The organism is Stenotrophomonas sp. X, from assembly GCF_055721025.1.
The window spans coordinates 38,888-53,537 of record NZ_CM146756.1 but is presented as its reverse complement, the minus strand read 5'-3'; the positions used below and the strand labels follow the sequence as shown (position 1 = coordinate 53,537).

The window sequence follows — 14,650 nt, the reverse complement described above, 5'->3', positions numbered from 1 at the left end:
GGCGTCGGTGGTGGGCTCAGCGTGCAGCCAGAGCCGACGCGATTTCCTGCTGGATCGCCCGCGCTGCGGCCTGCGGATCGGCGGCCAGGCGGATCGGGCGACCGACCACGATGGCATCGGCGCCATCGGCAAAGGCCTGCGCTACGCCAACGGTACGCTTCTGGTCATCGCCGACCGGGCCACCGGGGCGGATGCCAGGGCAGACGATCGAGAATCCGCTGCCGGTGGCAGCGCGGATCGGGCCGGCTTCCTGGCCCGAAGCGATCACGCCATCGATGCCGGCGGCCTGGGCAGCCAGCGCGCGCTCGACCACCACGTCCACCGGTTCGCGGTCGATGCCCATCTGTGCGAGGTCGGGGCGCCCCATCGAGGTCAGCACGGTCACTGCCAGCAGGCGCATGTCGCCGCTGTTGGCGGCCGCGCACGCCTCCATCATGGCCGGGTGCCAACCATGGATGGTGGCGTAGCTGACCGGCCACTGCGACAGGCGCTTGATCACCGCCGCAGCGGTGGCCGGAATGTCGAAGAACTTCAGGTCGACGAACACGCGCTTGTCGCGGCGGGCCAGCTCATCGAGCACCTGGAAGTACTGGCCGGAGGCGAGCAGTTCCATGCCGATCTTGTAGAAGGCCACGCTGTCACCAAGGCGGTCGACCCACGCCAGCGCCTGCGCGCGGTCAGGCACGTCCAGCGCGAAGATCAGGCGCTCGTCGTCGCGCAGCGGCAGTGGCGCGCGGCTCATGGTGCGTAGTCCAGGGCGGCGCGCTTGGCGTCGTGGCGGGCCCGGCGCGACTGGCTGTAATCGTTGTTGAACTGCGCCGGCTCGAAGCCGCCGTAGGTCGGGTTCGGCAGCATCCACCAGCGCTCGCCGAACCAGTCGTGGTACTGCTGCAGCAGGGCGTCACGGCCTTCGTTGGTGTTGGCGGTCACTTCCACGAAGTCACCCAGCTGGTCGCCGAACTGCATCAGCACGCGGTACTTCTGCCCGGCCAGGCGGCGGCGGCAGTTCTTCTCGCTGCCAGCCTGCTCGCAGCCTTCGACCACGGTGCCCAGGCCCAGGAACACGCTGTCATCGGCCACCGGCAGGCCCTGCTCGCGCAGGTTGGCCAGGGTCGCGTCCTTCAGGTGCACGGCACGGTTGGAGATGTACAGCAGGGTCACGCCCTTGGCGTTGGCCGCCTTGGCGAAATCAACCACGCCCGGGATCGCCTTGGCCTTCTTTTCGGCCACCCACTGGTCCCAGCTCAGCTCGTCGTATTCCTTGCCGTCGCGCACCAGGCGCGCCTGGTAGGGCGAGTTGTCCAGCACGGTCTCGTCCACGTCCAGCACCACGGCCGGCTTCAGGCCCTTGGCCTCGTTGCCGCGTTCTTCCGGCACCAGAGCATCCCAATGGGCTTCCTTCAGCGCCACGTCCAGGTGGTCGGCGGCGGCGCGGTAGGTCTGCTCGGTGATCGCCCTGTACTCCTGCGCACGCTGCATCCACAGCACGGCGTTGAGGTTGTCGTTGGCGGTGGCATCACGCGCGCCATCGGCCTTGGCGGCAGCGGCCGGGGCCTCCGGCGCGGCGGCTTCGGCAGCAGGCGCGTCCACGCGCTTGCAGGCGGACAGGCCCAGCGCCGCAGTGGCGAGCAGGGTCAGGGACAGGGAAACAGGACGACGCATGGATTCACCGGCAATCAGATATACCGGCGCATTTTACCGGCAAAGGCGGCCCCGGGACGGCTATGCTTGGCGGTTGACCCGTTGCCCTTCCGGAGGCCGCCATGACCGATTCCGTCCAGACCCCCGACGTCCCCCTGCTCGACGCCGTGCAGGCCCGCCTGCTGGGCTGCCTGGTGGAGAAGGAGGCAACCACACCGGACACCTACCCGCTGACGGTCAATGCGGCCCAGTCGGCCGCCAACCAGAAGACCGCCCGCGAGCCGGTGATGAACGTCGACGCCGGCAGCGTGCAGCACGCGCTGCGCCAGCTGGAAGCACTGGGCCTGGCTCGCCAGCACTTCTCCTCGCGCGCCGACCGCTACGAGCACCGCCTGCAGGCCGCGCTGGACCTGACCCGGCAGCAGACCGTGCTGCTGGCGCTGCTGTTGCTGCGCGGTCCACAGACCCTGGGCGAGCTGGTGTCGCGCAGCGAGCGTCTGTACCGGTTCGCGGATATCGACGAAGCCCGCCACGCCATCGAGCGCCTGCAGCAGCGCGCGCTGCTGGTGGTGCTGCCGCGCGCCAGCGGCCAGCGCGAAGACCGCTACATGCACCTGCTGTGCGGTGAAGTGGATGGTGCCGCGCTGGCGGCCAAGTACGCCAGCAGTGGCGGTGGCAGCAGCGATGCGGCCGATCCGGGCCTGGCCGAGCGCGTGGCCCAGCTGGAAACGGCCGTGGCCGAGCTGCAGGCGCAGCTGGCAGAACTGCGCGGTTGAGGGGGTGGGTGCCGACCGTTGGTCGGCACTGCATCTGAATCGTGCCGACCAACGGTCGGCACCTACCAACATCAGGGGTCAGACCCGCGCCGCACCCGGCGTGGCATACAGCCGGCTCGGGCTGTCCACGCCCGGCAGCTGGATCACTCCGCGCTCCTGCATGCCCAGGCCCAGCAGGATCTTCCCGGACACCACGTTGTCCAGATCGGTAATGCCATACAGATCCTGCAGGCGCAGCGCTCCGCGTGCATGCGCGAACACCGCACGCGCCGCCTCACCGGCGTAGCCTTGCCCGGCAAATTCCGAGAGCACCGCATAGCCGATATCCGGCCCCGGCAGGCCATCACGCCGCACCAGCCCGGCATTGCCCAGCCACGCGCCATCGGACAAGCGCTCGATGGCATACATGCCGAACCCGTTCAACGCATAGCTGTGCAGCACCCGCAGCGCGATGTACTCCCGCGCCTGCTCCTCACTGCGCACATTGCGGTCACCAATGAATCGCACGAAGCCCGGATCGTTCAACAGTGCCAACATCGGCACCGCATCGCGGTCGGGCTCGATCGCACGCAGACGCAGGCGTTCACTTTCAATCGGATGCACGCGCAGACCTCCAGCCGAAACCCTGATTCTGCCTCACCCCCCGGCTGTTGAATTTGATTTTCTTTGCATTGCCGTGGAAGGACACGCCCGGGGGTCACTTCAGGGACGGGTTCACGGCGTCCCCCGCGAACCCACCCCGACCGGCCAGCCACCGAACCAACGCGTGCTCCACCAAGGAGGGGCGGCGCCGTTGGAGCGCCTTAGTCGAACAACGCCTCGATCGCCGCCAACCCCGCGCTCGCCCGTTCCTTCTTGCGCGCCGCATCGGCCACCGGGTCAGCACCGTCGCGCTGGATCTCCTCGGCCGGGATCTCATCGAAGAACCGGCTCGGCTTCAGCCGCACATGCTCGCCGAACTTGCGCGTCAGCTTGCTGTAACTCATCCACAGCTGGATCTTGGCGCGGGTGATGCCCACGTACAGCAGGCGCCGCTCTTCCTGCAGGTTGCCCTCGTCCAGGCTGACCTGGTGCGGCAGCACGCCGTCCTCGCAGCCGACGATGAACACGTACGGGAATTCCAGGCCCTTGGAAGCGTGCAGGGTCATCATGCGCACTTGATTGCCGCCCTCGTCCTTGTCGCTGCGCGACAGCAGCGCCAGCTGGCCGGCCAGGTCGGCGGCGGTTGCACCGCGCGGGCCGCCCTCGAACCACTGCGCCAGTTCCTCGATGTTGTTTGCGCGACGCTGGTAGCTGGCCTCTTCCTTGGCCTGCTGGCGCAGCTCGCTCAGCAACCCCGATTCCTTGGCCACCTTGCGGATCATGTCGCCGGAGCTGACCTGGCGCATCTGCGCGCGCAGGTCGCGCAGGATGTCGGTGAACCGCGCCAGGCTGTTGGCCGCGCGCGGTGGCAGCTGCTGCAGCGCACCGATCGACTCGGCGGCATGCGCCATCGGGATGTCCTTTTCCTGCGCCAGCTCGGCCAGCCTGGCCAGCGTACCGGCACCCACGTCGCGCTTGGGCGACTGCACCGCGCGCATGAACGCGGTGTCATCGTCCGGGTTCACCAGCAGCCGCAGCCAGGCCAGCGTGTCCTTCACTTCCTGGCGTTCCAGGAACATCGTGCCGCCGGTCAGGTGGTAGGGGATGCGCAGCAGCTGCATCGCCTTTTCCAGCGGCCGCGACTGGAAGTTGCCGCGGAACAGGATGCAGAAGTCACTCCACGGCACGTTGCGCGACTGCGCCACGAAGGCGATCTCGGCGGCCACCTTTTCCGCCTCGTGTTCGCTGTTGCGGCATTCCCAGACCCGGATGCGCTCACCGTCGGCCTGGTCGCTCCACAGCTTCTTCAGGTGCTCGTGCGGGTTGTTGGCGATCAGCGCATTGGCTGCGCGCAGCACGCGGTTGGAGCAGCGGTAGTTCTGCTCGAGCTTGATGATTTCCAGCGTGGGGTAATCACGCCCCATCTGCTGCAGGTTCTCCGGGTTGGCGCCACGCCAGGCGTAGATCGACTGGTCATCGTCACCCACGCAGGTGAAATTGCCCTTCTCACCAGCCAGCTGCTTGAGCAGGCGGTATTGCGCGTCGTTGGTGTCCTGGCATTCGTCCACCAGCAGGTAGCCGATGCGCTCGCGCCAGGCCAGGGCGATCTCGGGGTTCTCTTCCAGGATCTGCACCGGCAGGCGGATCAGGTCATCGAAATCGACCGCATTGAACGCGGTCAGCCGCAGCTGGTAGCGCTCGTAGACGCTGGCCGCTTCCTTCTCGCGGTTGCTGCGTGCGGCGGCCATCGCCTGCTCGGGCGACAGCCCGGCGTTCTTCGCGCGCGACACCAGGTTCTTCATGTCCTCGATGTCATCGGGCTTGGCGCCGTGCATCAGGTCCTTGATCTGCGCGGCGGCATCATCGGCATCGAAGATGGAGAAGCCGCGCTTCAGGCCCACGGCGGCATGTTCGATCTGCAGGAACTTCAGGCCCAGCGCATGGAAGGTGCAGATGGTCACCTCGTCAGCGTCCTGCTCGCGCAGGCGCTTGGCCACGCGCTCGCGCATTTCCTTGGCCGATTTGTTGGTGAAGGTGATCGCCGCGATGCGGCGCGCCGGATAGCGGCCACTGCCGATCAGGTGGGCGATCTTCTCCACGATCACCCGCGTCTTGCCGCTGCCGGCGCCGGCGAGCACCAGCAAGGGGCCTTCGATGTGCAGGACGGCGGCGGCTTGGGGGGGATTGAGACCGTGCATGGGGACAGGATTGTAGCGGGGTGCCGGCGGGCCGACCTGACTTGCATGACACCTGGCCGTAAGGTATTGAGTCGACACCGGAACACAGGAGCGTGGTCCATGTCCTTGAACATCATCGCCCGCCCGCTGGTGGCTACCCTGCTGGGCCTGCTGGCCGTGCCTGCGGCCGGGTCCGGCCCGCCGCCGCGCACGGATGCCTATGAAGCGATCGTGCTGCAGTCGCACGAGTTCCTCGTCTACCATCCGGACCTGCGCTTCCGTGGGCTCGGCATGCAGGCCCGCGAACGGGGCCGCCACGAAGAAGCCCGCAACGACTTCCGCAATGCCGCGCGCTACGGCGACAAGCTGTCACAGGCAGCGCTGGCCGACATGCTCTGGAACGGGCAAGGCGGTCCGGCCGACCGCGCCCTGGGCTATGCATGGATGGACCTGGCGGCCGAGCGCGGCACCGAGTGGCTGGTGGTACAGCGCGAACGCTTCTGGGAGGCACTGTCCGCCGACGAGCGCGAGCGCGCGGTGCGCGAGGGCCGCGCGCTGTATGCCGAGTTCGGCGATCCGGCCGCGACGCCGCGGCTGGAACGTGAACTGCGGGCCGGCAGCATGCGGCAGACCGGCAGCCGCGCCGGCTGGAACGGCGCCATGCGCAGCCAGGGCCGTGGCGATGCGGGGGCCCGTGTGCTGCAACCGGAAAAGCACCAGTTGGCGCGCTACTGGGACCCGGTGGCCTACCGGCAATGGCAGGACGAGGAGCTGGCCAGATCGGGGCAATGAGCCACGCCTGCCAGGCCATCGTTGCCTCGGCGCTGCTGGCACCGGGGTACGCGACAGCCGGCACGTGATCGCCCGGCCACGGCCGATCCGCGACGGCGGGCCGGGTGGCGACTAGAATTGGCCGATGGCCAAGCTCTACTTCTACTACTCGGCGATGAACGCCGGCAAGACCACCACCCTGCTGCAGAGCGCGCACAACTACCGCGAGCGCGGCATGCGGGTGGCGATCCTGACTCCACGCCTGGACGACCGTGCCGGCGCCGGCGTGGTCGCCTCGCGGATCGGCCTGCGCGCTGACGGCATGGCCTTCGACCGCGATACCGACCTGCAGCGCTGGGTGGAGCAGGATCTGGCAGCCAACGGCCCGATGGGCTGCGTGCTGGTGGACGAGGCGCAGTTCCTGACCCGCACCCAGGTCTGGCAGCTCAGCGAGGTCGTCGACCAGCTGCGCATTCCGGTGCTGTGCTACGGCCTGCGTACCGACTTCCGCGGCGAGCTGTTCGAAGGCAGCCAGTACCTGCTGGCCTGGGCCGACGAGATGCAGGAAATCAAGACCATCTGCCACAGCGGCAAGAAGGCGACGATGACCGTGCGCGTGGACGAGCATGGCCACGCCGTGCAGGACGGCCCGCAGGTGGAGATCGGTGGCAACGAGCGCTACGTGTCGGTCAGCCGTGCCGAGTTCAAGAAGATCACTCGCGGTGAAGGGCGTATCGATCCGGCGCAGGCCCCGCTGCCGTTGTAAAGGGTGTTCGGCAGGGCTGCGCCCTGCACCTGCAGAGGCAACAGCAACGTCAACAGCGAAAGCTGGCATTCCGTGGGATGGCGGGGCACTGTGGGTGTGCGGGGACGGCGCAAGTACGTCCATGTAGCCTTGGTCGCCGCATCCATGCGGCTCACACCCCGCAAACCCACAGTGCCCCGCCTTCGACAATTGGCCGGCGGCCAGTAGATCCACGCCATGAGTGGATGAAATCTGTCAGATATCGAATGAAATTCCGGGGTCAGATCCGTTTTCCTTCGGAAAACGGATCTGACCCCATGAGCTGTTCCGACAGATCGCGGAGGTCTGTCGAAGGCGGGGTGGGTCCGGTTGCGGGGGCGTGAGCCGCATGGATGCGGCGACCGAGCTTACAGGGACGTACTTGCAGCGTCCCCCGCAACCGGACCCACCCCGCCATCCCACGGAATGCACGCATTTGACGTTGCCTTGGCTTGAAGCGGGTGCAGGGCTGCAAGCCCTGCAAACCCAACCCCCTCTTAGTACAGCGTCCGCTCCGGCGCACCCACCGGCGGCGGGGTGTACTGGTACAGCCAGGTCTCGGTGAGGGTCTTGCCACCACTGCGCAGGAACAGGCGGATGTCGATCTGCTCGGTACTGCCTTCCGGCGGCACCAGGTCGAACATCGCGCGATAGCCGTTGATCTCGCGCAGCGGGCGCGCCGAAACGATCTCGACCCGGCCACGGCTGGCTTCCACCACCGCTTCGACCTCGGCCTTGTCGATCAGCCTGGCCAGTTCGCCACCTTCGAAGTCCACCGCGAAGCGCCAGCTGAAGTACTCGCGCTTCTTGCCGACCACACCGCCCAGGCCGGTGCGGCTGGCCACGCAGTGCGCCAGCGGCGGGCGCGCCGGCGGTTCGGCGCCCCAGTACAAGCGGTAACCGACCAGCAGCTCCTGGCCCGGCTGTGGCTTTTCCTTCGGGTTCCAGAACGCCACGATGTTGTCGAAGGTCTCGTCCACGGTGGGAATCTCCACCAGCTGCACCGAGCCTTCGCCCCATTCGCCCTTCGGCTCCACCCACAGGCACGGGCGCTTCTCGTAGAACACACCGTCGTCCTGGTAATGGTCGAAATTGCGGTCGCGCTGCAGCAGGCCGAATCCGCGCGGGTTGCGGTCCACGAACATGTTGAAACGCAGGTTGCGCGGGTTCAGCAGCGGCCGCCAGATCCACTCGCCGGCACCGGTCCACAGCGACAGGCCATCGGTATCGTGGATCTCCGGGCGCCAGTCCCAGCCCATCCGGCGGTCGTTCTCGCCCACCTGGTACATGCTGGTGCACGGGGCGATGCCCAACCGCTCGATCGTCTTGCGCGGGTACAGCGCGCTGTCGATGTCCATCAGCAGCACGTCACCGTTGGTGATCGCGAAGCGATAGGCTCCGGCCACGCTGGGCGAATCCAGCAGGCCGTAGACCACGATCGTGTCCGAATCAGCCGACGGCTGTTCCAGGTAGTAGGCGATGAAATCCGGGAATTCCTCCGGCTTGCCCATGCCGGTGTCGATCGCCAGGCCACGCGCGGACTGCCCGTACTGGCCCTCCTTGCCGACCGCGCGGAAGTAGCTGGCGCCAAGGAAGGCGGCGAAGTCGCGGTCGGTGTCCTTGCGGGTGTTCAGGCGGAAGCCGGCGAAGCCCAGATCGGCCGGCAGCTCGCCATCCTTGATGCCGCTCTTGCCGTAGTTGAACGCCGCGCCGTCATACGCCAGTTCCTGCGCCTTGCCGTCGACCACGTCGAACATGCGCACCGGCGAATGGAAGTACAGGCCCAGGTGGAAGAACTTGGCCTGGAACTTGCCGGGCTGGTCGGCCCACAGCGCATGGTCCTGGCGGTAGCCGATCGACTGGTACTGGTCCCAGTCGAGGCCTTCCAGGCGGCCCGGCAACACCCGCTTGTGGCTCTTGTAGGGCGCCTGTGCCAGCGCGCGCGCCTGGCCCTTCAGGGTGGCGAAGTCGAACGGCTGCGGTTGGCCGAGGCGGCGCAGGCCCATCTGGCCGCTCCTGCTGGCCGCGCACGCGGGCAGGGACGGTAGGCCGAATGCAGCCAGGGCGAGGGAGGCATTGCGGATGAAGTCGCGTCGTTGCATGCAGGCGCGTCAGGCACAGAGGGAAGGTCGGCCATGATAGGCAGACAAACGTTAACGGGCAGCGGAGACGCGCCCTGCCCGTTCAGCTGCCGCTGGTCGCCGGCTCAGCGCTGGCAGTGGCTGCACCAGACGCTGGCGCGCTGGCCGATGGTGGCGTGCTTCAGCGCGCGCCCGCAGTTCGGGCACGGCAGCCCGTCGCGGCCGTACACCAGCAGCTCCTGCTCGAAGTAGCCCGGCGCACCATCGGGGCTGATGAAATCGCGCAGGGTGGTGCCGCCGCGGGTGATGGCGTAGCCCAGGATCTCCTTCACCGCGTCGGCCAGCCGCTGGTAGCGTTCTCGCGAGATCTTTCCTGCCTCGCGCAACGGGCTGATGCCGGCCTTGAACAGGCTCTCGGCGGCGTAGATGTTGCCCACGCCCACCACCACCGCCTGGTCCATCAGGAAGGTCTTCACCGGCGCGCTGCGGCCCCGGCTGCGGTCGAACAGGTAGTCGCCGTCGAACGCGTCGTCCAGTGGCTCCGGGCCCAGCCCCTGCAGCAGCGGGTGGATCTCCCCAGCCGGCTGCCAGAGCAGGCTGCCGAAGCGGCGCGGGTCGTTGAAGCGCAGCAGGCGGCCGTTGTCCAGGCTGATGTCGACGTGGTCATGCGCCCGCAGCGGGGTATCACCGGGCAGCACGCGCAGGCTGCCGGACATGCCCAGGTGCAGCACGGCGCTGCCGATGGCGGTATCCAGCAGCAGGTACTTGGCGCGCCGGCGGATGTCCTCGATGCGCTGCCCCGGCAGCAGCTCGGCCACTTCCGGTGGAATCGGCCAGCGCAGGTCGGCGCGGCGCAGGATCACGCCATGCACGCGCCGGCCCTGCAGGTGCGGCGCCAGGCCGCGGCGGGTGGTTTCGACTTCGGGCAGTTCAGGCATGGAGCGATTCTACGCCCGCTCAACGCGGCGGCGCGGACAGCTCGCGGGCATCCAGGAAGCCATCGCCGTTGGCATCCTGCTTGTGGAAGCGCTGCACGATCACCTGCCGCTGCTGCTCGCGGCGGATTGCCCTGCCCTTGCCGCCGGGCAGCTCATCGGCGCTCAGCACGCCATCACCGTTGCGGTCCATGCGATCGAAGGCATACAGCATCCACTGTACGAACTCGGCCTCGCTGACCCTGCCGTCGCCATCGCTGTCCATCCGCTGCAGATAGCTGGCGGTGTCGGTGACCTGGGCCAGCGCCGCACCCGGCAGCAGCGCCGCCAGCAGAAGCCCGTACCCTGCCCTCACGCGCCCACCAGGCTGTAGCCCTTCAACCGTGCGGCGTAGGCCTGCAACGCCGCGATACCGCTTTCCTCGGCCTCGCGGCACCACGCCTGCAGCTGATGCAGGCGCTCGGCGGCGTCGTGGCCACGGGCTTCCAGCAACGCAGCCAATCGCCCGCGGTACTCAACCAGGGTGCGGATGCGCGGCCGCTGTGCCACCCATGCGCTGAGCTGGGCGCGGCTGTCCGGTTTCAGCCAGCGGCCATCGTTGACCAGCCCACGGCGCAACCGGCGTGGCAGCAGGCGGCGCAGCTTGGCCCCGGCCTGCGCGGCCTCCTCGCGCAGGGCCGGCATGAACACGTTGCGCTGGTAATCGGTCATCGCCTGGAAGCGGTGCGACAGCAGCGCCTTCAGCGTTTCGGCATCGGGCACGGCGATGTTCGGGCGCACGTCCATGGCCGGTGCCACCCGCAGCACCCTGGCCAGCCGCAGCGCCTGCAGCAGGCGGATCGCACTCCAGCCGATGTCGAACTCCCAGCGCCGCATCGCGAAGCGTGCCGAACTGGGGAAGGCATGGTGGTTGTTGTGCAGCTCCTCGCCACCGATCCAGAACCCCCACGGCGTGAGATTGGTGGAGGTATCGGCCGACTCGTAGTTGCGGTACCCCCACCAGTGGCCCAGGCCATTGACTACGCCCGCCGCCCAGAACGGGATCCACGCCATCTGGATCGCCCACAGCGCCACGCCGGGCAGGCCGAACAGCACACTGTTGATCGCCAGCAGCACTACCGGCCCCAGCGTGGCGTGCGGGGTATACAGGTGGCGCTCGATCGCGTCGTCCGGCGTGCCGCGCCCGTACTGCTCGATGTCCGCGCGCATGCCGCGCGCTTCGCGGTACAGCTCCACGCCATGCCAGAACACCTTGCCGATGCCGCGGGTGACCGGGCTGTGCGGATCGTCCTCGGTCTCCACCTTGGCGTGGTGCTTGCGATGGATGGCCACCCACTCGCGGGTGATCATCGACGTGGTCAGCCACAGCCAGAAGCGGAACACGTGCGCCAGCGCCGGATGGAAATCGACCCCGCGATGGGCCTGGCTGCGGTGCAGGTACAGGGTTACCGAGAAGATGGTGATCTGGGTGAAGACCAGCAACACCGCCAGCATGGCCCACCCTCCCAGGCCGAGCACACCACCGGTCAACAGGGACATCAGGGCATCAGACATGGCAGCTCTCCGGATCGACGCGGGGATGGCAGACATGATGGGCGCTTGCGTTGCAAACTGCATCCCTGCGGCGATGTATCGCATCGCCATCCGTGGCACCGTTCACAGTTGGGGACCTGAGTTGTCGAGCCTTGATCCACGCGCCAGCACCATGACTGCCGCCCCGCCCGTTGCGGAGCTGCCCCCCTTGATCGAACTGGACCGCGCCACCGTGGTGCGCGGCCAGGTGAAGGTGCTGCACGGGCTCAGCCTGCGCATCGCACAGGGCCAGCACACCGCCCTGCTCGGCCCCAACGGCTGCGGCAAGTCGACCTTCATCAAGCTGATCACCCGCGAGCTGTACCCGCTGGCGCAGGTTGACGGTTCCGTGGCGGTAAGAGTGCTGGGGCAGAACCGCTGGCAGGTGGACCGGCTGCGATCGCAGCTGGGCATCGTCACCGGCGATCTCAGCAGCAATCTGGCCGACATGCCGGGCCTGACCGTGGAACAGGCAGTGCTGTCCGGCTTCTTCGCCAGCTACGTGGTGCCGGCCTTCCGCGAAGTGACCGCCGATATGCGCGCACGCGTGGGCGAAACACTGGCGATGACCGGCGCCCTGTCCCTGCGCGACCGCGCCTACGCCGAGTTGTCCGCTGGCGAGACCCGCCGCGTGCTGATCGCCCGCGCGCTGGTCAACCGGCCGCAGGCACTGCTGCTGGACGAACCCTCCACCGGGCTGGACCTGGTCGCCCGCGAGCAGCTGGTGGCGACCATGCGGGTGCTGGCGCAGCAGGGCATCACCCTGGTGCTGGTGACCCACCACATCGAAGAGATCATTCCCGAGATCGAGCGCGTGGTACTGCTGCGCGATGGCCGCGTGCTGGCCGACGGCACCCGCGCCGAGCTGCTGCGCAACGAACCGCTGTCGGCGGTGTTCGGCGGCGCGATCACCGTCTGCGAGCAGGAAGGCCGGCTGACCGCATACGCGGGGTGATCGGCATGCCGTTGTAGAGCCGAGCCGATGCTCGGCTGCTCCTGATCACGACAAACAGCAGCCGAGCATCGGCTCGGCTCTACAGGATGCAATGCAGCGGGCCGGATATCCCGGCCCGCCACCGTCGTGCTCAGAACCGCAACGCCAGCGCGCGCGACTCGATCGGTGCCATCCGGCTCTGGTCCTGCAGCTGCAGGTCGCGCAGCTCGTACGGTGCGCCAAAACCGGCCGGCAACGCGGCCTCGCCGAACGGCAGCACGAGCTGGCCGGCGCCTGGGCCATCAAACCACGCGGCTGCATGTGCCTGCGCGACCGGCTTCATCCGGCCATCGCGGGCCGTGGCATACAGCGTGCCGCGTGCCTCGTAGCGGCCTGCCGCAGCCACCTGCAACGGCAGCGCCACCTGGCGGCTGGACGGGTCCGGTGCTGCCTGGCCGCTGAAACGCGCGGTCGGCCGTGCCACCGCGAAGGCCACCTTGCCATCGCGCAGCACGCCATCGGCCTGGGCGAACACCTGCAGCTCCCACAGCCCCTGCACGGTGCCGACGTCGGTCGGAATCCGCACCTGCGCGCGCAGGCTGCCATCGGTGGTTCGCAGCAGGCGCTGCGGCCAACTGCGGCCATCCGGTGCGACCAGCAGGGCTTCACCCCCCAGGCCGCCACGACGCGATGCCAGCTGCGCGGCGGTGGCGCCGTCTTCCAGCAGGCGTGCCTGCAGCTGCACGCTGCCACCGGCCAGCACCTGCGCCTGGTTGGCCTGCACTTCCAACCGCAGCGGGCTGTTCGGCTCCAGCACCTGCACCACATAGCGGCCCTGCGCCTGCGTGCTCTGCAGGGTGTACGCACCGGCGGCACTGGTCGCGCCGGTGCGCAGCATGCTGCTGCCATCACTCACCGGCATGCCGGCATCCTGCAGCGCGCGCGCATCGACACTGCGGGCCAGGCTGCTGCGGCCAGCCGGGTCGCGCACCTGCAGGGTGTTGGCCGGCAGCGCGCGGGCTCCTGCGGCCGGACTCAGCTGGATCACCGCATCGGGCGCCGTCAACGGCAGGTCCAGGCCGCGCTGCAGCTGCGTGCCATCGACCTGCTGCCAGTAACTGCGGCTGACCGAGGCATATGGCGTGGCCGCCTGCAGCGGCTGTGCCGGGTCCAGCGCCCAGGCAAACGACAACGGCGCGTGTTCGCTTTCATCGGCAGGCAGCGGCGCGGCCACCAATGCGGCAGGCACCTGATCGCCCGCGCGGGCCGCCTGCAGAGGCTGCGCGGCCTGCGCGGCGGAAAGGGACAGTACTGCCAGCACCGCACTGGCCAGCAGGGTGGAATGGGTCGTCATGGTCATCTCCCTCACTGGGTCAGGTCGTTGCGCAGCAGGGTGCCGAGGCCGAAGCACTCGCGCCGGCTCTGGTTGTGGCTGAGCGGTTCTGCGCCCTGGGTGCGCGCTTTGTCGGTGAACCAGGTGGTGCCGGCCGCCTTCTGGCTGCTGCACTCCAGGAAGCCATCGGAGCAGGACGACAACCAGTTCTGGGTGAACTCCAGGCCGACGTTGGCGGCATAGCCACCGCAGTAGCTGTTGCTGTCCCACACCGCCGATTCCACGTCACTGCCGACCACCGCGCGGAACGGCTTGGGCAGCGCCGGGCGACCGGCCGTGCCGTACAGGTTCTGCGCGTTGTAGGTGGCCATGCTGGCCACCTGCTGCTGGCGTACCGCGTCGTTCTTGTAGCCCAGCAGCCAGCCCAGCGAGGTTTCGAAGGTATTGCCGTTGAGCACCGCATCGGCCAGTGGCGTGCCCGCCGAAGACGGTGCCAGTGCGTTGACCTTGCGCACCGTGCGGATGATCTTCGGATAGCGGCTGTCGTAGGTCGGATTGGACAGGATCCAGCGCATCACGTTGCCGCCGTTGGAGTGGGTGATCACCACCAGCTGGGTGATGCCACGGCTGTCGATGAAGCCGGTCAGCTGGTTGGCCAGGCAGCCGGCCGCTTCCGGTTTCCACATGTACTGGGTGAAGTCACAGTTGATGACGACGTAGTTGCTGCTGTTGGGCAGGCCCTGGCGCACGGTGTCGATGATCGCCGGCTGCCAGTAGTCCTGGGTGGCATTGGTCTGCGCGCCGGTGCCATGCACGAAGGCCACGCCGACCACATCGGCGGCCTGCGCCGGTGCTGCTGCCAGCCCCAGAAGCAGGGCCAGGACGGTACTTCCTGTTGCGGTGCTGCGCATCGCTTCTCTCCCTCTGTCTTCGGATCCCCCCGACCCGGCTGGAACTGGACGGCCCCTGGTGCCTGCCGATGTGCCGATGCTCACGGTGCGGGCGCGTGAAAGTCCGTGCGCTGCGCCCGGATTCAGCAGACTGGCACGCTTCGATGACGTTCT

The 14,650-nt window shown here is 68.2% G+C and carries 14 protein-coding genes; 4 read left to right on the top strand and 10 right to left on the bottom strand.

Going from position 1 to position 14,650, the window contains the following annotated elements; translation table 11 throughout:
* Window positions 1-16: 16 nt before the first annotated feature.
* Both pyrF and ACZ75I_RS00235 read right to left on the bottom strand, forming a co-directional pair.
* Entirely contained in the window at window positions 17-742 is a 726-nt protein-coding gene (gene pyrF / locus ACZ75I_RS00240) for an orotidine-5'-phosphate decarboxylase (protein WP_346477092.1), read from the bottom strand.
* Complete coding sequence (locus ACZ75I_RS00235; protein ID WP_346477091.1) at window positions 739-1,662, bottom strand: 5'-nucleotidase, lipoprotein e(P4) family; 924 nt, start codon at window positions 1,660-1,662, stop codon at window positions 739-741. The genes pyrF and ACZ75I_RS00235 overlap by 4 nt, the downstream gene beginning before the upstream one ends.
* A gap of 101 nt (window positions 1,663-1,763) precedes the next feature.
* Between ACZ75I_RS00235 and ACZ75I_RS00230 the strand changes: the two genes are divergently transcribed.
* The gene (locus ACZ75I_RS00230; protein ID WP_072167414.1) at window positions 1,764-2,417 is read left to right on the top strand and encodes a YceH family protein; all 654 of its coding nucleotides are present in this window, start codon (window positions 1,764-1,766) and stop codon (window positions 2,415-2,417) included.
* Between the two features lie 78 nt (window positions 2,418-2,495).
* On the opposite strand, the gene ACZ75I_RS00225 is transcribed toward ACZ75I_RS00230, so the two are convergent.
* Window positions 2,496-3,020 carry a GNAT family N-acetyltransferase gene (locus tag ACZ75I_RS00225; protein ID WP_472958553.1) on the bottom strand — a complete coding sequence of 175 codons (525 nt, stop codon included), beginning with the start codon at window positions 3,018-3,020 and terminating at the stop codon, window positions 2,496-2,498.
* A 200-nt stretch (window positions 3,021-3,220) separates the two neighbouring features.
* Window positions 3,221-5,197 (bottom strand): UvrD-helicase domain-containing protein, encoded by a 1,977-nt coding sequence (locus ACZ75I_RS00220; protein ID WP_180868587.1) that lies wholly within the window; start codon window positions 5,195-5,197, stop codon window positions 3,221-3,223.
* Window positions 5,198-5,296: 99 nt separating this feature from the next.
* On the opposite strand from ACZ75I_RS00220, the gene ACZ75I_RS00215 reads away from it, so the two are divergent.
* The gene (locus ACZ75I_RS00215) at window positions 5,297-5,968 is read left to right on the top strand and encodes an SEL1-like repeat protein (RefSeq protein ID WP_061479934.1); all 672 of its coding nucleotides are present in this window, start codon (window positions 5,297-5,299) and stop codon (window positions 5,966-5,968) included.
* Between the two features lie 124 nt (window positions 5,969-6,092).
* Window positions 6,093-6,713, top strand: a complete 621-nt coding sequence (locus ACZ75I_RS00210) for a thymidine kinase (protein ID WP_472958552.1) — start codon at window positions 6,093-6,095, stop codon at window positions 6,711-6,713.
* 515 nt (window positions 6,714-7,228) lie between these two features.
* On the opposite strand, the gene ACZ75I_RS00205 is transcribed toward ACZ75I_RS00210, so the two are convergent.
* The 4 genes from ACZ75I_RS00205 to ACZ75I_RS00190 form a co-directional block, all read right to left on the bottom strand.
* A complete protein-coding gene (locus ACZ75I_RS00205) occupies window positions 7,229-8,833 on the bottom strand; it encodes an OpgD/OpgG family glucan biosynthesis protein (protein WP_180868592.1) in 1,605 nt (534 codons plus the stop codon).
* 104 nt (window positions 8,834-8,937) lie between these two features.
* Window positions 8,938-9,750: a bifunctional DNA-formamidopyrimidine glycosylase/DNA-(apurinic or apyrimidinic site) lyase gene (gene mutM / locus ACZ75I_RS00200; protein ID WP_061480453.1), complete on the bottom strand. Its 813-nt coding sequence runs from the start codon at window positions 9,748-9,750 to the stop codon at window positions 8,938-8,940.
* 19 nt (window positions 9,751-9,769) lie between these two features.
* Entirely contained in the window at window positions 9,770-10,102 is a 333-nt protein-coding gene (locus tag ACZ75I_RS00195) for an EF-hand domain-containing protein (protein WP_472958551.1), read from the bottom strand.
* The gene (locus ACZ75I_RS00190) at window positions 10,099-11,301 is read right to left on the bottom strand and encodes a DesA family fatty acid desaturase (RefSeq protein ID WP_072167421.1); all 1,203 of its coding nucleotides are present in this window, start codon (window positions 11,299-11,301) and stop codon (window positions 10,099-10,101) included. The genes ACZ75I_RS00195 and ACZ75I_RS00190 overlap by 4 nt, the downstream gene beginning before the upstream one ends.
* Before the next feature lie 151 nt (window positions 11,302-11,452).
* Here ACZ75I_RS00190 and ACZ75I_RS00185 point away from each other — a divergent pair, with 151 nt between their 5' ends.
* Window positions 11,453-12,274 (top strand): ABC transporter ATP-binding protein, encoded by an 822-nt coding sequence (locus ACZ75I_RS00185; RefSeq protein WP_053496707.1) that lies wholly within the window; start codon window positions 11,453-11,455, stop codon window positions 12,272-12,274.
* A gap of 130 nt (window positions 12,275-12,404) precedes the next feature.
* Here ACZ75I_RS00185 and ACZ75I_RS00180 read toward each other — a convergent pair whose 3' ends face one another.
* Together ACZ75I_RS00180 and ACZ75I_RS00175 are read right to left on the bottom strand one after the other, a co-directional pair.
* A complete protein-coding gene (locus tag ACZ75I_RS00180; protein WP_180868594.1) occupies window positions 12,405-13,607 on the bottom strand; it encodes a DUF4785 domain-containing protein in 1,203 nt (400 codons plus the stop codon).
* A gap of 11 nt (window positions 13,608-13,618) precedes the next feature.
* Window positions 13,619-14,497 (bottom strand): hypothetical protein, encoded by an 879-nt coding sequence (locus tag ACZ75I_RS00175; RefSeq protein WP_049399000.1) that lies wholly within the window; start codon window positions 14,495-14,497, stop codon window positions 13,619-13,621.
* Window positions 14,498-14,650 lie beyond the last annotated feature (153 nt).

Excerpts from the sequence above, each read along its gene's own strand:
- ACZ75I_RS00175 (WP_049399000.1), bottom strand. The coding sequence starts at position 14,497 with ATGCGCAGCACCGCAACAGGAAGTACCGTCCTGGCCCTGCTTCTGGGG.
- ACZ75I_RS00180 (WP_180868594.1), bottom strand. The coding sequence starts at position 13,607 with ATGACGACCCATTCCACCCTGCTGGCCAGTGCGGTGCTGGCAGTACTG.
- ACZ75I_RS00230 (WP_072167414.1), top strand. The coding sequence starts at position 1,764 with ATGACCGATTCCGTCCAGACCCCCGACGTCCCCCTGCTCGACGCCGTG.
- ACZ75I_RS00185 (WP_053496707.1), top strand. The coding sequence starts at position 11,453 with ATGACTGCCGCCCCGCCCGTTGCGGAGCTGCCCCCCTTGATCGAACTG.
- ACZ75I_RS00235 (WP_346477091.1), bottom strand. The coding sequence starts at position 1,662 with ATGCGTCGTCCTGTTTCCCTGTCCCTGACCCTGCTCGCCACTGCGGCG.
- ACZ75I_RS00205 (WP_180868592.1), bottom strand. The coding sequence starts at position 8,833 with ATGCAACGACGCGACTTCATCCGCAATGCCTCCCTCGCCCTGGCTGCA.
- pyrF (WP_346477092.1), bottom strand. The coding sequence starts at position 742 with ATGAGCCGCGCGCCACTGCCGCTGCGCGACGACGAGCGCCTGATCTTC.
- ACZ75I_RS00220 (WP_180868587.1), bottom strand. The coding sequence starts at position 5,197 with ATGCACGGTCTCAATCCCCCCCAAGCCGCCGCCGTCCTGCACATCGAA.
- ACZ75I_RS00210 (WP_472958552.1), top strand. The coding sequence starts at position 6,093 with ATGGCCAAGCTCTACTTCTACTACTCGGCGATGAACGCCGGCAAGACC.
- ACZ75I_RS00190 (WP_072167421.1), bottom strand. The coding sequence starts at position 11,301 with ATGTCTGATGCCCTGATGTCCCTGTTGACCGGTGGTGTGCTCGGCCTG.
- mutM (WP_061480453.1), bottom strand. The coding sequence starts at position 9,750 with ATGCCTGAACTGCCCGAAGTCGAAACCACCCGCCGCGGCCTGGCGCCG.
- ACZ75I_RS00215 (WP_061479934.1), top strand. The coding sequence starts at position 5,297 with ATGTCCTTGAACATCATCGCCCGCCCGCTGGTGGCTACCCTGCTGGGC.